Below are 19,708 nucleotides of genomic sequence, written 5' to 3' on the forward strand. Positions count from 1 at the left end.
TGGCTACGGCGATTGATGAGTGTGGGTCGAAGCGGGATCTGGCGGCTTTGTCTCGGCAGTACATGCTCGTGATGAAGGCAGTGGATCGACGCTGCGCACCCATACGGATCAATCTGTCGCCTGCCGAGGTGATCGCTGCACGGAGGGCTGCACGGTCGGGTGTGAAGGCCGTGAGTCGGGGTGTGAAGCGCTAGGGGCGTTTCGGTGGTGTTGGGGCTGTGCCGGCTTGGTGCGGCCCCTTTTTCATGCCCGGATTACGGGCGGAAGTGGAGATAGACGATGGGGAACAACGATCCGTTCAACGCGGAGATTCAGGCGGCGGCTGGCGAACTGTGGGGATCGCTGATCGCGACAGACGGCGACCGGGATTGGGCGCTGATGCTGATCGCTGCTTCGGCAATGAAGTATCAGGAGCGGTTCAACGAGGTGGCGTCGCTGGCGCTGGTTCTGATGGCGTCTCAGGGTTGGCGCACTGCGCTGAAGATGCTCGCCGAGAAGGGGGTTGATGCGGAAGCGGTGCGGCAGCGGGTTGTGGGTGATGTGTTCACGGATCTTCTCGCGGAGGTTGTTGCGGCGCAGCAGCAGTCGGTGTAGCAGCAACTCGGTCTACCGGCGGTTCCCCATCTCGGGGGGCCGCCTTCTTTGTTTGTTTACAGGGGAATTGGGGGTGCGGAATGGCCGGTGTTGAGTTGGCTACCGCATATGTCAGCCTAGTTGCTGACACTAGTAAGTTGCCGAAGCAGGTTGGTTCGGCGTTCAAAGATATTCAGACCCAAGCTGGTGTTGCCGGTCAGGGCATGGGGTCGAAGATGGCCGCCGGGCTTGGTAACACGCTGAAGGCCGGCGCGCTTGGTGTGGCTGCTGCTGCGGGCGCGACCGCCGGCGTGGCATTCGCGAAGGGCTTTCAGCGTCTATCGGCGATCGATGGTGCTCAGGGCAAGCTCCGTGGTCTGGGGCATGACGCGGGCACCGTGCAGACGATCATGGACAACGCCCTGGCGTCGGTGAAGGGCACGGCGTTCGGGCTCGGCGACGCGGCCGGTATCGCAGCGGGTTCTGTGGCTGCAGGGATCAAGCCGGGTCAGGATCTTGAGCGGACGCTGAAGCTTGTCGGTGATGCTGCGGCGATCGCAGGCACCGATCTCGGGTCGATGGGCGCGATTTTCAACAAGGTTGCAGCGTCGAACAAGATTCAGGGCGATGTGATCGCCCAGTTGTCTGATGCCGGTATCCCAGTGATTCAGATGCTGGGCAAGGAACTTGGCAAGTCCTCAGAGGAAGTCGTCAAGCTGGCCTCTGACGGCAAGATCAACTTCGAGACGTTCCAGAAGGCGATGGAGAAGGGGCTCGGCGGCGCTGCCCTGGAGTCCGGCAACACCGTCTCTGGTGCCTTTAAGAACATGAATGCGGCGCTTGGGCGGCTGGGTGCTGAGGCTCTGAAGCCGACGTTCGCTCGTCTCGGTGGCGGGATCGGTGGGGTCACAAGCGCGATTGACCTTGCAGCGCCGAAGGTATCCGAGTTGGCGAAGGCGCTGGATGACAAGGTCTTTGCACAGGGTGTTCCAAAGCTGACCGACGCTTGGAAGGAACTATCAAAGTCCGACCTTGCGCAGGGCTCGCTGCACTCGCTCGTGACTATCGGCGGGAACCTCAAAGACACGTTCGAGGGTGTCGTGCCACCCGCGAAGCGGATAGCCGAAGAGCTGGGACGGGCATCGGCTGCTATCGGTGTGAGCGGTTGGCAGACTCTGCTTGCAACTGCCGAGGCGCTGTCGTCGGTTGCGGCATCGGTCCTCGTGCCGGCGCTTGAGACTGTCGCCGGTTTGATGGAGAGCAACACAGGCATCGTGACAGGTCTGGTCGCAGCCTGGCTGGCGTTCAAGACGATTCCTGGCCTGATCAGCCGCACTGGTGCGCCATTGTCGACGTTGAACGGACAGGCCGTGTCTGTGTCGGGGGCATTGCGGGGAATCGCCACGGCAACAGGTGGTATCACCCAGGTCGCCGGCTATGGAGCGGTTCAGATGGGCCGGTTCGGTTCGGCGGTGCAGCAGCTCGGCACCCACTCGCCTCTGATCGGCCGGTTGCAGCGAACGTTCATGGATGCTGCTGCGGGCGCGGACAGGTTCGGTCGCATGGCTGGTACGGCGGCGGTCGCGGGGCAGGGTTTGGCTACTGCCGGCGGTGGTCTGATGTCTGCGCTGGGCGGCCCTTGGGGTGTTGCGATAACGGGTGCGACTGTGCTGGTCGGTGGTCTCGCGAGGAAGCACGCGGAAGCGGCTGCAGAGGCACGCGCACAGGAGCAGGCGACCAAGGATCTTGCTACGGCACTGGATCAGGGTTCTGGTGCGATCACTGCGGCGGTATACGGAGACAAGGCCCGTGAACTCGCCAACAACGGATCCGTCGATCAGGCGGAAAAGCTGGGTATCACCGGTAAGGAACTCACTGCGGCCAGCCTTAACATGGGCGACTACCTTCCCGCGTTCACAGAGAAGGTCAAGACCGCTGGTGTCGCTGCTGTGGAGGCGTCTCAGTTTTTCAAGACGAACTCCGACAAGATGTCTGAGCTTGGTCTGACGGCTCAGGTGGTGTCGGGTGCGTTGGCGGGCAATGCCGATGACATCGCACTGGTGAATGCGCAGTTGCCGACACTTGGTGCGATGACTGCCGGCGGCGCGGCCACTATGGACGGTCTAGCGCATTCGCTGAAGGGCGGCGCGGAGGAGAACTACAACCTGGTTCAGTCGGTCGCCAAGTCCAATCAGGCGCTCACCGATGCACAGAAGATCCAGGCTGATTTTCAGTCGGCGGTGCGTGGAACGGCTGCCGAGACGCGCACCATGTCGGGTGATGTGGCCGAGCTTGGATTGCAGGTCCGCGAGGTACCCGATGCGAAGTCGGTCGTTGTCGACATTCCGACCGAGGATCAGAGGAATCGGCTGCTCGGGCTCGGGATGACTATCACGGACATTCCTGGCACGAAGACGGTCACAGTGACGGCTCCGACTGAGGAAGCGGCAGCCGGGTTGACGAACTTCGTCAATCAGCAGCGGACGATCACGGTCAAGGTTCGTGCGGAGGCTGCAGCGGATGCGTACGCGGCGAATCTTGCGGCTGACATCGCGAATGGTGGCTATGTCCACTATGCGGATGGCGGTATCCAGAACCTGCCTGGGCAGGCGAAGATCCAGCCCGGTAGCGGTGCAGGGCTGGTGCAGTGGGCTGAGGGTGAAACCGGTGGCGAGGCGTTCATTCCGCTAGCACAGTCGAAGCGGGGACGCTCCACGTCGATCCTCGCGGACGTTGCGGCACGGTTCGGGTATGGGCTGACTGCGTTCGCTGAGGGTGGAATCAACGGCATCCAAGCAGCACTCAATGCTGGGCGCTCGAACAATGGTGTGAAGTACCTGTGGGGTGGAACCGGTCCGAACGGTTGGGACTGCTCAGGTTGGGTTGGATGGCTACAGCAGATCGCTATGGGCATCGTCGGATCAACGAAACGCCTGTACACCACCTATTCGCTGCTTGATGGTTCGTTGGCTGGTTTGCAGCGCGGACTCGGTCCTGCTGGGACTCAGTTCCAGGTGGGCGTGTCGCAGGAGCACATGGCGGCAACCGTTGGTGGGCAGCCTGCCGAGTCTGGTGGCTCACACGGCGATTCCCGCATTGGGGCTCCGGCAGTTGGGGCGACAGATAGCCAGTTCACGAACTGGTTTCATCTGCCCAACAGCATGATTGCTGGTGGTGTCGCTAACTCGTTCACTCCAGGCGATCGGAGGGCCGTTGAGTGGACCGAGGACGATGACCTTTACCTCGAAGAGGCGGGCATCAATGTCCGGCAGGAGCAAGATCGCCGCAACGAAGTCCAGGAGAAGCTGAACAAGGGCGAAGCCACGCAGGCGGAACTCGACAAGGCCGATCTGGACGTGAAGAAGGCTCAGAAGAAGGTTCTGGATCTTCAGAAGCAGAAGGAAGCGGCAGGTGCTGGCAAGTATGTGGCTCCTGAGGCTCCGGGTATCGCGAAGGCATACACCGAACGGGAGATGGAACGTCTCGACGCCCAACTCTCGGTTGATGAGGCGAACGAGCGGCGTAACGAGGTGTACGACGACCCGGAGGCATCGGAGCGTGACCGTCTGCGGGCTGACATGGACCTGGTTCGCGCCCAGAACTCGCTTGCTGAGGCGATCAAGGGCACGAAGGACGGCAAGGATTATTCGGCGCGGGGGATCGCGAAGACGTTCCTTGATCGGGCGTCGGATGCTGCGCTGGATGGTGTGTTCGGGCAGATCCCGTTCGGTGTCGGTGACTCTCGTTGGGTGACCACGGACTGGAACTCGCTGATCCCTGAGGGCGATTGGACTCAGGAGCAGGTTGATTCGCAGCTTGGTGTGACGCCGGGTCAGGGTGACTGGATGTCGGCACTGTCCAAGAATCTGGAGGGTGCGCCGGCTGAGGTTGGGGACCTGTTGAAGCGGGTCAAGGTGTTTGACAATGGTGGCTGGTTGGAGCCTGGTGAGTTGGGTATCAATTTGTCGTCGCGTCCGGAGCCGATCTTCAATACCCGGGACTGCTGCAAGATCGGGTGACAGGTTCGGTCACGCAGCCTGAGTGGCTGGTGTGGTCATGATGGTCTCGTATTCGACGGGGGTCAATTTGCCGAGCCTGGCTTGGCGTCGGCGGCGGTGGTAGGTCCGTTCGATCCAGGTGACGATCGCGATCCGAAGGTCGTTACGGGTCGCCCATGGCTGGCGGTCGAGGACGTTCTTCTGCAGCAGGGCGAAGAACGATTCCATCGCGGCGTTGTCGCCGCAGGCGCCGACTCGGCCCATCGATCCGACCATCGCGTGCCGGCCGAGGGCGTGGACGAATTTCCGTGAACGGAACTGCGATCCGCGGTCGCTGTGAACCACGCAGCCGGCCACCGGATCACCGGCCGCGGCCCGGCGGGCGACGGCCGAGTCGAGGGCGTCGACCGCGAGTCGGGCCTTCATCTTCGAGTCGATGGAGTAGCCGACGATTCGGTTCGAGTGCACGTCCTTGATCGCGCACAGGTAGAGCTTGCCCTCGCCGGTGTGATGCTCGGTGATATCTGTGAGCCACAACCGATTCCGCTCATCGGCGGTGAAGTTCCGGGCGACGAGATCGGCGTGGACCGGCGGACCGGAACGGACGTTTTTGGTGCCGCGCTTCTTGCCGAACGAGCTCCACCACTTGTTAGCCGAACAGATCCGCCACCCGGTGCGCGGTGCCATCGTCTGGCCTGCGTCGGCGGCTTCGTCGACGAGGAACCGGTAACCGAATTCGGGGTCGTCGCGGTGAGCGTCGAACAGTGCGTTGGCCCTGTACGCCTCGTCGAGCTCGGCAGCGGTCACCGGTGCGGCCAGCCACCGGTAGTAAGGCTGACGTGCGATTCTGAGGACCCTGCACGTCACCGCGACGGGAATGCCGTCGGCGGCCAGTTCACGGACGAGCGGGTAGATCATTTTCCCGGCAGGTTCGCCTGCGACAGATACGCCGCGGCCCGGCGCAGGACCTCGTTCTCCTGTTCGAGCAGCCGGATCCGTTTCCGAGCCTCGCGCAGCTCGGCGTTCTCACTTGTGGTGGTTCCTGGCTTGACGCCGTCCTCGACGTCGGCGGCCTTCATCCAGTTCGCCAGGCAGGACTCGCTGATCCCGAAATCAGCGGCGATCCGCTTCAGCTGCTGGCCCGGTTCGCGATTGCGGGCCACGCGGACGATGTCGTCACGGAACTCCTTGGGATACGGCTTCGGCACAGGGCACATCCTTCCAGCAGTGCCTTCCGGCACCACAGATCAGATGTCACCTATTCGTGCAGCAGTCCCCCGGATCAGTTGCGGCAGTTCGCTGGCGGGTTGAACCCGGCGCAGCAGCAGCGGCAGACAGTCGATGCTTCTGTCCACTTCCACGCCCCGGTGACGACCGCCGACATCAATGAGTTCAGGGACACGATTCGCGCCGAACAGGACTGGCGCACGCGCGGCCTGGTGAGGAGGTGAGCATGACGGTTGAAGAAGAAGTTGATGGTGCTCGCGCGCTCGAACTGTGGCGTGCGTCGATAAAGGGCGGCCCCCCTCTACCGGACGGACCGGGCTGGGGTGATGTCTCCCACGAGGACGCCGCCCTCGACTGGTGGCGGACCAAGGAAGCCAAGGAACGGGCTCTTCCAATGTGGGTGGGCGGCAACGCCATGTGAGGTGATGGTGTGCCCCTCAGTTAAATTGGCTGAGGGGCATCACACCCGCCACCTATAATCGTGTCGATGGACTGGATTGGCGTATCTGACGAGCTGCTGGATGAGGTCGAGCAGCTAGTGAATGCTGCCGGCCGCTCTGATGCCGGCCGGACGATCGTCGACAACCTTCTGGGGGAGGGTGAGTTTGATGCGGCTTTCGAGTCGCTGGTTGCGCAGGCGGCATCTGTGGGTGTTCGGTTCCCAGCTGGGCTGCTCGACCGGATCGAGGCTGAGGTTGTCGATGCAGACGAGGAAGCATTCACTGGCGAGTTTGATGATGATCTGCGGAAGCTGCGGCTGATCGCTGAGTGACGCTGTGCCCCCTCGGTTACCCTCAAATACTGAGGGGGCATCCATCATGGACACACCAGACCCACACATCGCGGAGATGCGGCTGTATGAGCGCATCCTCGATGAGCTTGATGGCGATCTGGGCAGCGGCGATGTCGCTGCTGGTAGTGCCGCGGATGCAGGCGAGTTCGATGTTGCGGCGTGGCTGGCGGTTGAGGCCGCCTACCACGATCAGCGGCCGTTGAGTCGCTCGTTGATGGATCGGTTCCGTGTGGAGCATCCGTTGCGAGTTGAGGATCCGGGTCTGTGGCGGCAGGTTCTGAAGTGGCTGGATGGTATTCCGGTGAAGGGCTGACCTGCTCTAGCTCTCGAGTACCCAGTTGCAGCCGAGGGTCTGCACGATCTGCCCTTCAGCCAACTGCATGTACGTCGGACCGAACGAATTGTTGCCGCCATCGGCTTCGCCCAAGCTCGCTCCCTTGTACGGCAGGTAGGTGTAGGCGCACATCGGTACGTCTGGGTTGGTTGGGCCATCCGAGTAGTAGGTGCCGGCAGCTACGTCGGTTCCGCCGACATACACACCACCGCCGAACTGGGTCTTCAGTCCTGCCTTGGTGGTGACGACCGGAACCTGTGTGGTGGTTGTGGGTGGGGCGGTCGTTGTTGGCGTCGCTGTGACGGTAATGGTCTTGTATTCGGTGACGGTCTCGGGAATTGCGGATGGTGTGTCGTTGCTGCCACATCCTCCGACAAGTAGGAGTCCCCCGACCGCGAGTGCGGTGATCATGCGTTTCATGCGGATAGGTGTATCAAACTGGACAGACACGGCGGTTTGGTATGCCGGAATGCGAAGTGCCCCACCTGGCCTTAGGCTGGGTGGGGCACTTTTCGTCGTTTACAGGCTCACCATGGGTCTCCGACCGCCCGGGTGTTGTTCTTCTCGTATGTCTGTACCCCTTCCTCTGAGAACCTCACTGATTCGCCGATCCGAATACTCGCGATCTCGCCGGCTTGAGCCAGGCGGTAGACGGTCCTCTGCGAGATCTGCCAGCGTTCGGCTACTTCGGATGCCTTCAGGAGTGTGTATCGACTGGGTGTCTTGTCTCTGGGGTGGTTTGCCACGTCACAGATTGTCGCGTGGCTGACGTGGCGTCGTGATGCGGGGGTTCCATTGCGGGACAGAAGGTCCCAGCTAGTGGATGAAGTTTGCCTACTACACCAGTTGAGGAGTGGTGGTTGGCAAGAGTTGGGCGGTAGGTCACCCACACGCGCTGCGGACACCTGGCGGTGGCAGGAGCTGTAACCCCTCCCCAAGATTTCCCACGAACCATGCCCCGATATCGCGTCTCGGCCAACACAAGTAGCCCGACCACGGATGTGGACGAGCTTGTGTCAGACCCTCACGGCGTCAGGCCTGACCCACTGTGAGAGCGCCTGTGCCGGTTCACAGGATTAGGAACACCGGGCTGTCTCGGTTTGCGTCGGAGACGGCAGGAGCGACGTGCTGCAGGGTTTTTCCCGGAGGTGGGAAGAACCCGGCTGGCAAGGCGCGGGCACCTACGAGAGATGCCCGGCCCAACCAGTCGGGAACTAAGCAGCAGCCCTAACAGACGTTGCCGCCAACCACTTCGAATGCATCACCCGAAGACTCTCGATCAACTCCGGAATATCCTGCGGACGTACAGCAGTCGACTGATCGTTGCGAAACCACACCGACCACTGCGTGTAGTCGACAGCCCCGTCCTCACCGTGCGTTGTCAGCAGATCCAGTTCGACAGTGGTGGGGGAATCACCCTCGCCCGGATGCTGAAAGGTGCCGGTGCCGAAGTTCTCGAAGTGTCCATCGCAGCCATGGACGAAGAGGTCGAACTCGATGCTGGTTCCCGTGTGCTTGTACGTGGCGCGGATTCCGGTATCGGTCTGTTCGAGTTCGCATGGTCCGAAGGCGTGCCCGATCAGCTCGAGCTTGTTGTGGACAGTGCGGGTCATGAGTGAATGGGTGCGGTAGTTGCCCAGGTAGTCGTGGGCTTTCCCTGCTTTCATGATGACGCCGTAGCCGCTGCAGGGGTGTCCGTGGAGGTTGGGGTGGTTAGCGATGAGTCGGTCGATGATGTTCACGCTGCACCGCCGATGAGCCACAGGCCGATGCGGAGGGCTTCGATGGTGGCGAAGTAGCCGGTGGTGAGGATGGCGACGACTGCGGCGATGTCACGCAGGGTCGTCTTGTCGGTGGTGCTGGATACACTTCTTGCACGGTTCATGCGGAGTCTCATTCCGTGTGTGCCGGAGGCCCCGGATGAGAGTTGGCGCTCTCACTGGGGCCGTTCTATTTGGCGACACGAACCAAGCCATCTGGCACGAATTAGGCAAGAAGCCTGACTGTGAGAGGCGAAAAGCAGCCCTGAGCTGCTGAAACGTGAGTGCCCTCGGCAGGATTCGAACCTGCGACACCGGCTTTAGGAGAGCCGTGCTCTATCCCCTGAGCTACGAGGGCGGGGGCGAAGCGAACGCGTGGTCGAACATCGTTCGCGCTGTTCCGCAGTAGGGAGTGTAGCGGCCGGGGGCGGTCCGGGATGAATCGGTCGCACGGTCGCAGGATCGGCGGGTCGGACATCGCAAGCGCCGACACGCCGGAGCTTGCGGACCGCCCGGGAAGCCCGATCGTCCTGCGTACGCGCACACCGGGCCGGAGCAATCCAGATAAAGATCCGGTAACGCTGGTCACGGCCTATATGAATTTGTTACCTTGGCCCGGCAGCAAGATCGAGTGCACTCCGGAGTGTGCGGCCGAAGAAACCGATTGACGAGGTAATTGACTGTGGGACGCCATCACCGGACGTCAGCCGACGCTGTTCTCATCGAGCTCGACCCGACACTCCGGCAGGGGCGTCACCGCGGCGAGAGCACAGGCCCCGGTGCAGGTCTGAAGGCCGCCACGGTCGCCGCCGCAACGGGCGCGATCCTCACCGCCGGTGCGCAGCTCGGCGCGGGCAGTGCCGCTGCCGACCCGGTGGCCGCGCCCGCCCAGGTCCAGCTTCCCGAGGGGCTGCTCCCCGCAGGGCTCGAGCTCCCGGCCCTGCCCCAGCTCCCGGCCCTGCCGCAGCTGCCCACGCCGGATCAGGCGATCGACTCGTTCAAGGCCGTGCAGTTGCCGGCGGAGCTGCCGCAGCCGGTCCAGCAGGCCGTGCGCGACCTCACCGCCGCCGCCGAGGCCAACTTCGGATCGCTCGACAAGGTCACGAACCGCGCCGTGAAGCCCGTCTCGGGCACCCTCACCTCCGACTTCGGTCCGCGTTGGGGCAGTCATCACGGAGGCCTCGACATCGCCGCCCCCATCGGTACGCCTGTCTACGCCGCCGCCGACGGTGTCGTGGTCGACGCCGGGCCGGCCTCGGGATTCGGGCTGTGGGTGCGCGTCAAGCACGACGACGGCACCACCACCGTCTACGGCCACGTCAACGACTACCAGGTGTCGACCGGCCAGCACGTGGTCGCCGGTCAGCAGATCGCGACCGTCGGCAACCGCGGCCAGTCCACCGGACCCCACCTGCACTTCGAGGTGTGGAACGCCGCCGGCGCCAAGGTCGACCCGTCTGCGTGGCTCGAGGAGCGCGGCGTGGCGGTCACGTGGCGCGGCGCCTCGGCCACCATGTGAGTCGACCTCCGAAACGAGCAAAGTCCCCGTCGGGTGTGGTGAGGGCGGTTTCAAGGGGTCGTCGCAACACTGCCTGGTTTTAGGCGGTAAGTAGATCACGCAGACGCTCGGCTGGGGTATCCCAGTCGAGCGTTTTGCGTGGACGGCCGTTGAGTTCCTGGGCGACGTGTTCGAGGTCCTCGGGTCCGAACACGCTCAGGTCGGTGCCCTTGGGGAAGTACTGCCGCAGCAGTCCGTTGGTGTTCTCGTTGGTGCCGCGCTGCCAGGGACTGGCGGGGTCGCAGAAGTAGACCGCCATGTCGGTGGCCATCGAGAACTGTTTGTGGCGGGCCATCTCGCTGCCCTGATCCCAGGTGAGCGATCCCCGCAGGTGTGCCGGCAGGGTCGAGATCGTCGCGACCAGCCCGTCCCTGACGGTTTCGGCGTCATGGCGGCCGGGAAGGTGCACCAGCATGGTGTAGCGGGTGGAGCGTTCGACGAGCGTGGCGATCGCGGACTTGTTGCCTTCACCCATGATCAGGTCGCCCTCCCAGTGGCCCGGCACGGCACGATCGTCGGCCTCGGCGGGCCGGTCACTGATCATGATCATCGGGTCGACGAACCGGTGGGTGCGCCGATCCGGGGCGCGGCGCGGTATCCGCCTCGCTCGCCCAGACCGAAGCGTCTGCTGCACTTCACGTTTGAGGCCGCCACGGGCCTGGAAATACAGTGCCTGGTAGATCGTTTCGTGGCTCACTCGCATGCTCTCGTCGTCCGGAAAGTCCTTCACCAGGCGGTGCGAGATCTGTTCGGGAGACAACCGCTGCGACAGCCCGTCGGTCACCGCCTCACGCAACACCTGGCTGGTGACCAGTTTGGACTGTTTCGGCCGGGCACGAGCGGCCGCCGCGGCCCGGTCGGCCTGATAGGGCAGATACGTTCCCGCGATACTGCGGGCGCGGACCTCCCGCGAGACCGTCGAAACGTCCTTGCCGATCCCGGCCGCGATCGCCCGCAACGACCGACCGGTCAACAACCCGTCCGCGATCGCCAACCTGTCCGGCAAGGACAGATACCGGCCGCTGATCGTGGCGGGGCCGGCCCCGCGAGGCGTGGTCACAGGCACCGAGTATCGGGCACCACGGCCGTAGTCCACGACCGTCCCGTCGCGGTGGATACGTTTGTTGCCGACCTTGCGGGTGCCGTCACGCCAGTCCCGTCCGGTGCGTTCGTGGACCCCGACCTCCCGGGCGGCACGCCTGACCGACCAACCCGACCCGACGAGTTCGAGGAACCGGCGTCTGGCCTCCGCCTTGCCCACCGGCGCCTTCGCCTCGTCGGCCAGGCCTTCGGCCACCAGGATCCGCCGGGCGACCGAATGCGACACCCCGCACGACTTCGCCGCCTGGTTGATCGACCCGGTCACGGTGAACACCGCCGCGACCTGCCGCCGATCGACCGCACGGCGGGGGCCACGCGACCGACCTGCGGGGCGTCCGGTCGCCCGCAGAATCGAGTAACACCGTTGCCGCGCAATCCCCAACGCCGCCGCGGCATCCTTCACCGACACACCGGAATCAACCAAACCCACCAACCGATCACCGAACCGAGCACAGTCCTCCGAAAACGACACGGTCGCCGCAACCCCTCACATCGAGAGTGTTGCGACGACCGCGTGAACCCAAGGAGCACCAGGCGGGGACTTCTCGTTGTTCGGGTTCGGGTTCAGGCGGCGGGGGCGGCGGTCCTGCGGGCGGCGTAGGACAGGCCGCATGCGGTCATCACCTGGCCGAGGCTCAGTTGCCCCTCGTCGCCCTGCGCTCGGGAGAAGCGGCCGTCCGGGCGCACCCACAGCCGGATCGACGCGTTCACGGCGTCCACCCGCCCGAGTACGTACTCGTCGCAGCCGTCGGGGCAGGGGAGCGTCTCGCGCACGACGTGCCGGGAATATGCGAGTTCGATCAGGTCGTCGATCACGAAGCTGCTCCTAACACCCCGGTTGCGCGGGGACCCGACGTCACCGTTCGGTAACGATGATTAGGTTAGCCTTCGCTCCCGTCCTGCTGTCAACCCCTCATTCCGTGCGTGTGAGCAACAACTCCGGCGGCGACCTAGCTGGTCGACAGCGCCACCGAGGCCTCGCCGGTGTACGTGAGGAACGTCAGCGACTCCTGGAAGTACAGATCGACCGTCTCGGAGTCGTGCGACAGGTAGCCGATCGACAGGTCCTGGCCGATCTGCAGATCGAAGTCGCCACCACGGGAGGTGAGCACGAACGCGCCGTCGATCGCCGGCGCCCAGATGATGTCCCCGTCGATGAGTCGCTTGATGTGCTCCCGGATCGGGTAGCCGTGATCGGACGTCTCGCTCACCTGCGTGTAAGCCTCGGCGCTCAGCAGCACCGAGTACGGGCCGTCGACGCCGGCCAGGCGCAGCTCGGACAGGGCCTGGCTGATCACCTCGGGCACGTCCCGCACGTCCTCGGGCAGTCGCAGCGGCGGATTCGACGAGCTCGCCCGGATGCCCTCGATGCCGGCGGCGGCGTAGCCCTCGAAGATGGCGCGGTCCTCGGCGAACGCGATCTTCTTCGCGGCCTCCTTCACGGCGTCCCAGTCGGAGTCCTGCGCGCCGCGCTCAACGTTGTCGATCTCCTCGCGGGACAGCGTGAACGGCACCCGCAGCTCCACCAGCGGCGCGACGCGGCGCTGGCGGGCCAGCACGCCGGAGCCCGGAGCCTCGATGGTCGTGGTGCGGCCGAGGCCGACCGCGGAGAAGTCGGTGCCGTGCGGACCCGAGACGTCGACGACCGTGCGTCCCGCGATGTGCCGCTTGAAGGTTCGGGTCGCCTCCTCCTCGATGGACGCCCACGCGGCGTCGGTGATGGGGGCGAGACCGCGATAGAGATTGTTCATCTTGTGGAACTCCTTCTCAGACTGCCAATTCCGAGTGATCCGTCAGCGGCGGGGGACGGGCTCGTGTCGTCGTCGGCCTGCCGGATGCCCGGCGCCGGCGGGAGGTCGCCGAGGAACTCGACGGTGGGGGAGAAGAACAGGCCGCCGGTGACGGCGGTGGAGAAGTCGAGGATGCGGTCGGTGTTGCCCTCGGGCTTGCCGATGAACATGTTCCGGAGCATCTCCTCGGTCACCGACGGGGTGGCGGCGTAGCCGATGAAATAGGTGCCGAACTCGGCGTCGCCGAGGCTGCCGAACGGCATGTTGACCCGCAGGATCTGCCGTTCGTCGCCGTTCTCGTCGGTGATCGTGTTCAGTGCGACATGGGAATTGGACGGCTTCACGTCGTCGTCGAATTCGATGTCGTCGAGCTTGGTGCGGCCGATGACCCGCTCCTGCTCCTCGGTGGAGATCGCGTTCCAGGAATCCATGTCGTGCAGGTACTTCTGCACGATCACGTAACTCCCGCCGACGAAGTCGGGGTCCGCGTCGCCGACGAGAGCCGCCTGTGCCGCCTCGATGTCCTCGGGGTTCTCGGTGCCGTCGACGAAGCCGAGCAGGTCGCGTTGCTCGAAGTAGCGGAAGCCGTGCGTCTCGTCCACGACGGTCGCGCCGCCGCGCAGGCGTCCGACGATCTTCGACGCCAGTTCGAAGCACAGGTCCATCGACACCGCGCGGATGTGGAACAGCAGATCGCCCGGCGTTGCGGGGGCGCGGTGCCGGGCGCCGTCGAGTTCGACGAACTCGTGCAGTTCGGCGGGGCGAGGGCCGTCGAAGAGTCGGTCCCATGCGGACGAGCCGATCGAGGCGACGCACACGAGCCCCGAGTCTGGGACCCGGAATCCGACCGCCTTGCGCAGGCCGTCGAGATCGGAGAGTAGATCGCGTGTCACGGACTCGCCACCCTCGTCGATCGTGAGCACGAGAAAGATTGCCGCGGGTGTCAATGGCGTCAGGATCAACTGGGGTCGGGCCACACCTCACGGTAGAACACTCGCACCCCGCCTGCCCGGGAACGGCGGCCGTCGGCGACGTGATGTCGCCGACGGCCGCCGTTCGCTCGCTCGGGCTACGCGGTCGCGCCCGCCCAGCTGTCCGGGCCGAACACCTCGTAGTGGATGTTCTCCGCCGGCACGTCCCGTGCGATGAGCGACTCCTTCATGGCCAGCATGAACGGCAACGGGCCGCACAGGAATGCGCGGGTGCCGGGCTCGAGTGTCACCTCCGACAGATCGGCGCGCCCCACGCGGGTCCCCGCGAACGCCTCGCGCGCACCCAGATCCTCGTACCAGCGGTGCATCACGCCGGACGGCAGGCGATCGACCAGTTCGGTCAGCTCCGTGCGGTGGGCGTGCTGCGCCGCCGAGCGGTCGGCGTGCAGCACGGAGATGCTGCGACGGTCGCCGGTGGCCGCGAGGTGGTCGAGCATGCCGATCATCGGCGTGCAGCCGATGCCGGCCGAGACCAGCAGCAGCGGCGCATCGTCCTCGGGCAGGACCAGATCGCCGAACGGCAGCGATACAGTCAGGTCGTCACCCTCGAAGACGTTGTCGTACAGGAAGTTCGACACCTCGCCTGCCGGGGAGAGGGCGCCGTCGGGCAGTGCCTGGGCCGAGATCCGCTTGACGGTGATGCGCCACTGGTCGTCGGCGGGCCCGCACGCGAGGCTGTACTGCCGGATCTGACGGGCGCCGTCGGGCAGGTGTACCGCGACCGAGATGTACTGTCCCGGCGCGAATGACGGGAGCGTCTCGCCGTCGGCGGCGGCGAGCGTGAACGACACGGTGTCCGCGGACTGGTGTGCCCGCCCGGTCACCCGGACCCGACGCCACACGTCACCGGCCTCGACGCCCGCCTTCTCGTACAGCCCGGCCTCCATCGCGATGAGGGTGTTCGCCATGAGCCAGTAGACCTCGTCCCATGCCGAGGCCACGTCCGGGGTGACGGCCTCGCCGAGGACCTCGACGATCGCCTCGAACAGGTGCTTGTGCACGATCCAGTACTGGTCCGCGGTGATGCCGAGCGATGCGTGCTTGTGCGCGATCCGGGACAGGATCGTCTCCACCCGCGCCGGATCGGGGTCGAGCTGCAGCGTCGCGAACGCGGCGATGGCCCCGGCGAGCGCCTTCGGCTGCTCGCCCTGCTGCTGGTTGCCGCGATTGAACAGATCGCGCTCGAGCTCGGGATGTGCGTCGAACATCTTGCGGTAGAACAGCGTCGTGATGTCGCCGATCGCGGCGCCCACCGCGGGCAGCGTGGCGCGGACGGTTTCCTTCGAGGCCTCCGAGAGCATCGGATTCTCCTGTCGTTCGGGGGAGTTACGGTTCGACCACTGCCGGCACGGCGGGTGTCGGCAGCACGGTTGCGGGGACGGACGGCGTGAGGTCGCGGACCGTCATGGCGTCCAGTGCGGTGTAGAAGGCTTCCTGTGCATCGCGCAGTGCCGAGCGCAGGCGGCAGCCGCGACGCAGCGGGCACGGCTTGTCGCCCTCGCACGTGACCACCTCGCCGTCGCCCTCGAGTTGCCGCGTCAGCCAGCCCACCGACGCGGTCCGGCCGAGTTCGGTGATGGCCAGGCCGCCGCCGCGTCCGCGTCTGGTGGTGACGACGCCGAGTTCGCTCAGCCGTGCAACCACTTTCGTCGCGTGCGTGTACGACACCGCGAGCTGCTCGGCCACCGCGCGGGTGCTGGGAGCGTCGGACGCGGGCTGTTCGGCCGCCAGTCGCATGACGATCCGCAGGCCCAGGTCGGTGAACTGCGTCAGTTGCATGACTCGACCATAGAAAATTGGAATCCTGGATTCCAATTAAATGTGATCCACGTCGCGGGCCTCCGGCCGAAGTCCCGACCTTCGGCATCGGGCTGTAGGGGCTTAGGTCCCGAACCACTCGGGACCGAAGCATCCCCGCGCAAACCGGTTCGAGTGACTACCGTCGGAAGCGGCACCTCGACGTGCGGTCCGGGGCCGGACCGCACGCGAACGCCGCACCGATTCGTCGCTAACGGAAGAGGGTGAGCGGGATGACCGCACAGGGCACGGAGAAGGGCACCAAGGAGCCGTCGATCGCACGGGACGCGAACTCGGTGGTGGTCGGCGTGGACGGGTCGCCGGCCGCGGAGGCGGCAGTGGTGTGGGCCGCGCGGACGTGCGCGGCACGGGATCTGTCGCTGCGGATCATCCATGCCCTCAACTTCTCGCCCTACACCTACGGGGCGCCGTACCTCGACGTCGCGGGCATCTACGACTGGATGGAGGACGAGGGCAAGGAGATCCTCGGCCGTGCCGCCGCGGTGGCCCGGGAGGTGTCCGGTGATCTCGACATCTCCACCGAGATCTCCACGATGGGCGGCGCCCGTTGGCTGGTGTCGCTGTCCGAGGACTCGCGCGCGCTGGTCCTCGGTGCGTCCGGCAGTGGCGCGGCCGGCGGCATCGGATCGACCGCCGTCAACGCCGCGAGCCACGGTGTGTGTCCGGTGGTCGTCGTCCACGAGCGTGACGGCAAGGTTCCCGACGAGGGTCCGGTCGTCGTGGGCATCGACGGCAGTCCCACCAGCGAGCGTGCCACCGGGGTCGCGTTCGAGGAGGCCGCGCAGCGTGGGGTTCCGCTCGTTGCCATCCACGCCTGGAGCGACACCCCACACGGGACGCTCGCCGGCGGGCGCAGTGCCATCCGCGATCCACGCGCGTTCGAGGACGCCGAACGGGAGGTGCTCTCCGAGCGGCTCGCCGGATGGTCCGACCGGTACCCGGACGTGGACGTCCAGCGCGAGCTCTACATCGACGGCCCCCGCACCCATCTGCTCGCGTGGTCGCAGAAGGCGCAGCTGGTGGTGGTCGGCAGCCGCGGTCGCGGTGGTTTCCGCGGCCTCCTGCTGGGGTCGACCAGCAACGAGCTCGTGCAGAAGGCGCAGTGCCCGGTGATGGTGGTTCGGCCCGAGCGGTCGTAGAGTCCACTTTGTCGTAACGTCCGTCACAGGTAATACGGAATGGGGTCGCCGAAGTGCGCATCGGTATGGGCTTGAACTACAGCGGAGGTTTCGCGGAGACCGTCGACGAGGTCGCCGACCTGGAACGGGCCGGGCTGGACATCGTCTTCGTCCCCGAGGCCTACTCGTTCGACGCCGTCAGTCAGCTCGGCTTCCTCGCCGCGAAGACGTCGACGATCGAACTGGCGTCGGGCATCTTCCAGATCTACACCCGCACCCCGAGCCTGACGGCGATGACGGCGGCCGGTCTGGACTACGTCTCGAACGGCCGGTTCGTGATGGGCATCGGGGCGTCGGGCCCGCAGGTGATCGAGGGCTTCCACGGTGTCAAGTACGACGCCCCGCTCGGCCGCACCCGCGAGCTGATCGACATCTGCCGCCAGGTGTGGCGCCGCGAGAAGGTCCAGTACCAGGGCAAGTACTACCAGGTCCCGCTCCCCGCCGATCAGGGCACGGGTCTCGGCAAGCCGCTCAAGCTGATCAATCATCCTGTGCGTGAGCGGATTCCGATCGTCATCGCCTCCCTCGGTCCGAAGAACGTCGCGATGACGGCGGAGATCGCCGAGGGCTGGGAGCCGATCTTCTTCCACCCGGAGAAGGCGGAGTCGGTGTGGGGCGAGGCGCTCGCCGCGGGCAAGGCCAAGCGTGACCCGAGCCTGGGCGACCTGCAGATCTACGCGGGCCCCGCGCTGGCGATCGGCGACGACGTCGAGCCGATGCTGCAGTGGATCAAGCCTCATCTCGCGCTGTACATCGGCGGCATGGGCGCCAAGGGAAAGAACTTCTACAACGACCTCGCGTGCCGCTATGGCTACGAGGAAGAGGCCGAGAAGATCCAGGACCTGTATCTGGCCGGCAAGAAGGAAGAGGCCGCCGCGGCCGTGCCCGACGAGCTGGTGCGGGCGGTCTCCCTGATCGGGACCGAGAGCTTCGTCAAGGAGCGCGTCGCCGCCTTCGCCGCGGCCGGCGTGACGACCCTCAACGTGACGCCGATGGCGGCGGACCGCGCCGGGCGAGTGAAGCTGATCGAGCAGTTGCGCGCCATCGTCGACTGACGGCAAACACCTCGGCGAGAGCCCCGGAGTCCTTCTCGGACGTCCGGGGCTCTCGCGTCTGCGCCGGGCGCCGTGCTGCGCGTCACCCGCGGCACGGGACCGAAGACCCACACGCCGGACCATCGAAACCGGGACAATGGTCCTCGACCGGTCCGTAAGGGTGAAGGAGAAGCTGAATCCAATGAGCGCAACCGAAGCGATCGTCGTCGCCGTCGACGGATCCGAGGCGGCATCGAACGCGGTGGTGTGGGCGGCTCGTGCCGCCTCGGTGCACCAGCGGCGCCTGCACATCGTGACCGCCGTGCACATCCCCGCGTTCTACTACTCCGAGCCGTACCTGGCCCGCAGCTTCCAGGACGAGCTGCGCGACACCGCGCGCTCCCGCCTCGACAGCGCACAGGTCCTCGCCAAGCAATCCGTCGAGGACCTGCCGTCGATCGAGGTCACCACCGAGCAGCTCGAGGGCCGGCCCGCGCCCATGCTGATCGACCTGTCGGAGCAGGCGTGGATGGTGGTCCTCGGCTCGCACGGGCACGGCGAGATCACCGGCCTGGTCGTCGGCTCCGTGACCGCCGCGGTGGCCGCGCACACCGCCTGCCCCATCGTGGTCGTCCGCGGCCGCACCCTCGACGGGCGCCCGCCCACCGAGGGGCCGATCGTCGTCGGCGTCGACGGCTCGGAGTCGTGCAAGCCGGCCGTCGCGGCTGCGTTCGAGGAGGCCGCGATGCGCGATGCCGCGTTGATCGCGGTCAACGTGTGGAGCGATGTGAGTGTGCAGCCGTCGCTCGGCGCCACCCCCGACGATCCGCACTGGAGCAGCATCCAGACCGGGGAGGAAGTGGTGCTCTCCGAGCGGCTCGCGGGCTGGCAGGAACGCTACCCGGACGTCGACGTCGAGCGCGTCGTCGCGCGTGACCGTCCGGTGCGCGTGCTCAGCGAGTACGCCGAGCAGGCGCAGCTGATCGTGGTCGGTACCCGTGGTCGCGGTGGTTTCAAGGGCATGCTGCTCGGCTCCACCAGCCGCGCGATGCTGCACACCGCCGACTGCCCGGTGCTGATCGTGCCGTCCGGAAACGTCGACTAGAACTACCGACTCCGACACTGGGGCCGTGGAACCGTCGGTTCCACGGCCCCAGTGTCGTTGCTGCCTCGCCCCATCCCATTGCCACGGTTTGGCTCGAAGCCGTGCACGACACCGCTCGCCCCATCCGCCCGAGCGTCGCACGATTGCTCGGTACTGCCGAGGATTCGATCGCGACCACAGTCGCGGCGGGGCAGGTCAACTCGCCCGCAACCGCGGGGCGCGGGTAGTCGGCACCGAGTCGCCGCGAAACCACGAGCACCTGGCCGCCTTCGGTGCGACCCCGATCGACTACACCGGTGACTGGGAGCAGGCTGCGATCGACGCGGAGATCGCCGCGGCGCAAGATCTCTCCGCCGCCGGACACGTCCGCGGCAAGCTGCTCCTCGAGATCGTCCCGCAGTAGGACCCACCTGCCGTACCGGGGCTGCCGGGGTCGACGAGTGGTTC

General features: G+C 65.7%; 21 protein-coding genes and 1 tRNA gene. 10 read left to right on the top strand and 12 right to left on the bottom strand.

All coding sequences use genetic code 11. The annotated features are described in order from the left end of the window. The first annotated feature begins 279 nt into the window (after window positions 1-279). Entirely contained in the window at window positions 280-594 is a 315-nt protein-coding gene (locus tag HUN07_RS06565) for a hypothetical protein (protein WP_174908654.1), read from the top strand. Between the two features lie 137 nt (window positions 595-731). Next, window positions 732-4,592, top strand: a complete 3,861-nt coding sequence (locus HUN07_RS06570) for a tape measure protein (protein ID WP_174908656.1) — start codon at window positions 732-734, stop codon at window positions 4,590-4,592. 9 nt (window positions 4,593-4,601) lie between these two features. Here the strand turns inward: HUN07_RS06570 and HUN07_RS06575 are convergent. Beyond that, a protein-coding gene (locus tag HUN07_RS06575; RefSeq protein ID WP_174908658.1) for an IS3 family transposase occupies window positions 4,602-5,779 on the bottom strand; the annotation gives its coding sequence in 2 pieces (ribosomal slippage) (window positions 4,602-5,492 and window positions 5,495-5,779; 1,176 coding nt in all). A gap of 245 nt (window positions 5,780-6,024) precedes the next feature. Between HUN07_RS06575 and HUN07_RS06580 the strand changes: the two genes are divergently transcribed. The 3 genes from HUN07_RS06580 (at window position 6,025) to HUN07_RS06590 (ending at window position 6,904) form a co-directional block, all read left to right on the top strand. Continuing rightward, a complete protein-coding gene (locus tag HUN07_RS06580; protein ID WP_174908660.1) occupies window positions 6,025-6,219 on the top strand; it encodes a hypothetical protein in 195 nt (64 codons plus the stop codon). A 66-nt stretch (window positions 6,220-6,285) separates the two neighbouring features. Continuing rightward, on the top strand, window positions 6,286-6,570 hold the full coding sequence (locus HUN07_RS06585; RefSeq protein ID WP_174908662.1) for a hypothetical protein: 285 nt from the start codon (window positions 6,286-6,288) through the stop codon (window positions 6,568-6,570). A 46-nt stretch (window positions 6,571-6,616) separates the two neighbouring features. After that, window positions 6,617-6,904 (top strand): hypothetical protein, encoded by a 288-nt coding sequence (locus tag HUN07_RS06590; protein ID WP_174908664.1) that lies wholly within the window; start codon window positions 6,617-6,619, stop codon window positions 6,902-6,904. Window positions 6,905-6,910: 6 nt separating this feature from the next. On the opposite strand, the gene HUN07_RS06595 is transcribed toward HUN07_RS06590, so the two are convergent. The 5 genes from HUN07_RS06595 to HUN07_RS06615 form a co-directional block, all read right to left on the bottom strand. Then, complete coding sequence (locus tag HUN07_RS06595; protein ID WP_174908666.1) at window positions 6,911-7,345, bottom strand: hypothetical protein; 435 nt, start codon at window positions 7,343-7,345, stop codon at window positions 6,911-6,913. 107 nt (window positions 7,346-7,452) lie between these two features. Then, complete coding sequence (locus tag HUN07_RS27385; RefSeq protein ID WP_368077033.1) at window positions 7,453-7,830, bottom strand: helix-turn-helix domain-containing protein; 378 nt, start codon at window positions 7,828-7,830, stop codon at window positions 7,453-7,455. 309 nt (window positions 7,831-8,139) lie between these two features. Next, window positions 8,140-8,667: a hypothetical protein gene (locus tag HUN07_RS06605; protein WP_174908670.1), complete on the bottom strand. Its 528-nt coding sequence runs from the start codon at window positions 8,665-8,667 to the stop codon at window positions 8,140-8,142. Continuing rightward, complete coding sequence (locus tag HUN07_RS06610) at window positions 8,664-8,810, bottom strand: hypothetical protein (protein WP_174908672.1); 147 nt, start codon at window positions 8,808-8,810, stop codon at window positions 8,664-8,666. The genes HUN07_RS06605 and HUN07_RS06610 overlap by 4 nt, the downstream gene beginning before the upstream one ends. Before the next feature lie 160 nt (window positions 8,811-8,970). Then, window positions 8,971-9,043: transfer RNA gene (locus HUN07_RS06615), tRNA-Arg, on the bottom strand. A 324-nt stretch (window positions 9,044-9,367) separates the two neighbouring features. On the opposite strand from HUN07_RS06615, the gene HUN07_RS06620 reads away from it, so the two are divergent. Continuing rightward, window positions 9,368-10,204, top strand: coding sequence for a M23 family metallopeptidase (locus tag HUN07_RS06620; protein ID WP_174908674.1), 837 nt, complete (start codon window positions 9,368-9,370; stop codon window positions 10,202-10,204). A 79-nt stretch (window positions 10,205-10,283) separates the two neighbouring features. Here the strand turns inward: HUN07_RS06620 and HUN07_RS06625 are convergent, their stop codons facing one another. From HUN07_RS06625 to HUN07_RS06650, 6 genes are all read right to left on the bottom strand, one after another. Beyond that, the gene (locus tag HUN07_RS06625; protein WP_174914500.1) at window positions 10,284-11,504 is read right to left on the bottom strand and encodes an IS30 family transposase; all 1,221 of its coding nucleotides are present in this window, start codon (window positions 11,502-11,504) and stop codon (window positions 10,284-10,286) included. A gap of 404 nt (window positions 11,505-11,908) precedes the next feature. Continuing rightward, window positions 11,909-12,160, bottom strand: a complete 252-nt coding sequence (locus HUN07_RS06630) for a hypothetical protein (protein WP_114718121.1) — start codon at window positions 12,158-12,160, stop codon at window positions 11,909-11,911. A gap of 134 nt (window positions 12,161-12,294) precedes the next feature. Then, window positions 12,295-13,095 carry a family 1 encapsulin nanocompartment shell protein gene (locus HUN07_RS06635; RefSeq protein ID WP_174908676.1) on the bottom strand — a complete coding sequence of 267 codons (801 nt, stop codon included), beginning with the start codon at window positions 13,093-13,095 and terminating at the stop codon, window positions 12,295-12,297. Beyond that, the gene (locus tag HUN07_RS06640; protein WP_174908678.1) at window positions 13,092-14,111 is read right to left on the bottom strand and encodes a Dyp-type peroxidase; all 1,020 of its coding nucleotides are present in this window, start codon (window positions 14,109-14,111) and stop codon (window positions 13,092-13,094) included. The genes HUN07_RS06635 and HUN07_RS06640 overlap by 4 nt, the downstream gene beginning before the upstream one ends. A gap of 92 nt (window positions 14,112-14,203) precedes the next feature. Continuing rightward, window positions 14,204-15,427: a globin domain-containing protein gene (locus HUN07_RS06645; protein ID WP_174908680.1), complete on the bottom strand. Its 1,224-nt coding sequence runs from the start codon at window positions 15,425-15,427 to the stop codon at window positions 14,204-14,206. 25 nt (window positions 15,428-15,452) lie between these two features. After that, window positions 15,453-15,905, bottom strand: a complete 453-nt coding sequence (locus HUN07_RS06650; protein ID WP_114718125.1) for an RrF2 family transcriptional regulator — start codon at window positions 15,903-15,905, stop codon at window positions 15,453-15,455. A gap of 251 nt (window positions 15,906-16,156) precedes the next feature. Here HUN07_RS06650 and HUN07_RS06655 point away from each other — a divergent pair, with 251 nt between their 5' ends. The 4 genes from HUN07_RS06655 to HUN07_RS27575 all read left to right on the top strand — a co-directional run bounded on the left by HUN07_RS06655 (window position 16,157) and on the right by HUN07_RS27575 (window position 19,664). Beyond that, a complete protein-coding gene (locus tag HUN07_RS06655; RefSeq protein ID WP_114718126.1) occupies window positions 16,157-17,083 on the top strand; it encodes a universal stress protein in 927 nt (308 codons plus the stop codon). A gap of 53 nt (window positions 17,084-17,136) precedes the next feature. Then, window positions 17,137-18,177 (top strand): LLM class F420-dependent oxidoreductase, encoded by a 1,041-nt coding sequence (locus HUN07_RS06660; RefSeq protein WP_174908682.1) that lies wholly within the window; start codon window positions 17,137-17,139, stop codon window positions 18,175-18,177. A gap of 181 nt (window positions 18,178-18,358) precedes the next feature. Continuing rightward, entirely contained in the window at window positions 18,359-19,261 is a 903-nt protein-coding gene (locus HUN07_RS06665; protein ID WP_114718522.1) for a universal stress protein, read from the top strand. Between the two features lie 88 nt (window positions 19,262-19,349). Then, window positions 19,350-19,664 carry a hypothetical protein gene (locus HUN07_RS27575; protein ID WP_174908684.1) on the top strand — a complete coding sequence of 105 codons (315 nt, stop codon included), beginning with the start codon at window positions 19,350-19,352 and terminating at the stop codon, window positions 19,662-19,664. The last annotated feature ends 44 nt before the right edge of the window (window positions 19,665-19,708 follow it).

This window comes from Rhodococcus sp. W8901 (assembly GCF_013348805.1).
Lineage (GTDB): Bacteria > Actinomycetota > Actinomycetes > Mycobacteriales > Mycobacteriaceae > Prescottella.

Bases quoted from the DNA above. Each gene is read 5' to 3' on its own strand.
- HUN07_RS06590 (WP_174908664.1), top strand. From the start codon at position 6,617: ATGGACACACCAGACCCACACATCGCGGAGATGCGGCTGTATGAGCGC.
- HUN07_RS06645 (WP_174908680.1), bottom strand. From the start codon at position 15,427: ATGCTCTCGGAGGCCTCGAAGGAAACCGTCCGCGCCACGCTGCCCGCG.
- HUN07_RS06650 (WP_114718125.1), bottom strand. From the start codon at position 15,905: ATGCAACTGACGCAGTTCACCGACCTGGGCCTGCGGATCGTCATGCGA.
- HUN07_RS06610 (WP_174908672.1), bottom strand. From the start codon at position 8,810: ATGAACCGTGCAAGAAGTGTATCCAGCACCACCGACAAGACGACCCTG.
- HUN07_RS06665 (WP_114718522.1), top strand. From the start codon at position 18,359: ATGAGCGCAACCGAAGCGATCGTCGTCGCCGTCGACGGATCCGAGGCG.
- HUN07_RS06580 (WP_174908660.1), top strand. From the start codon at position 6,025: ATGACGGTTGAAGAAGAAGTTGATGGTGCTCGCGCGCTCGAACTGTGG.
- HUN07_RS06655 (WP_114718126.1), top strand. From the start codon at position 16,157: ATGACCGCACAGGGCACGGAGAAGGGCACCAAGGAGCCGTCGATCGCA.
- HUN07_RS06595 (WP_174908666.1), bottom strand. From the start codon at position 7,345: ATGAAACGCATGATCACCGCACTCGCGGTCGGGGGACTCCTACTTGTC.
- HUN07_RS06585 (WP_174908662.1), top strand. From the start codon at position 6,286: ATGGACTGGATTGGCGTATCTGACGAGCTGCTGGATGAGGTCGAGCAG.
- HUN07_RS06565 (WP_174908654.1), top strand. From the start codon at position 280: ATGGGGAACAACGATCCGTTCAACGCGGAGATTCAGGCGGCGGCTGGC.
- HUN07_RS06635 (WP_174908676.1), bottom strand. From the start codon at position 13,095: ATGAACAATCTCTATCGCGGTCTCGCCCCCATCACCGACGCCGCGTGG.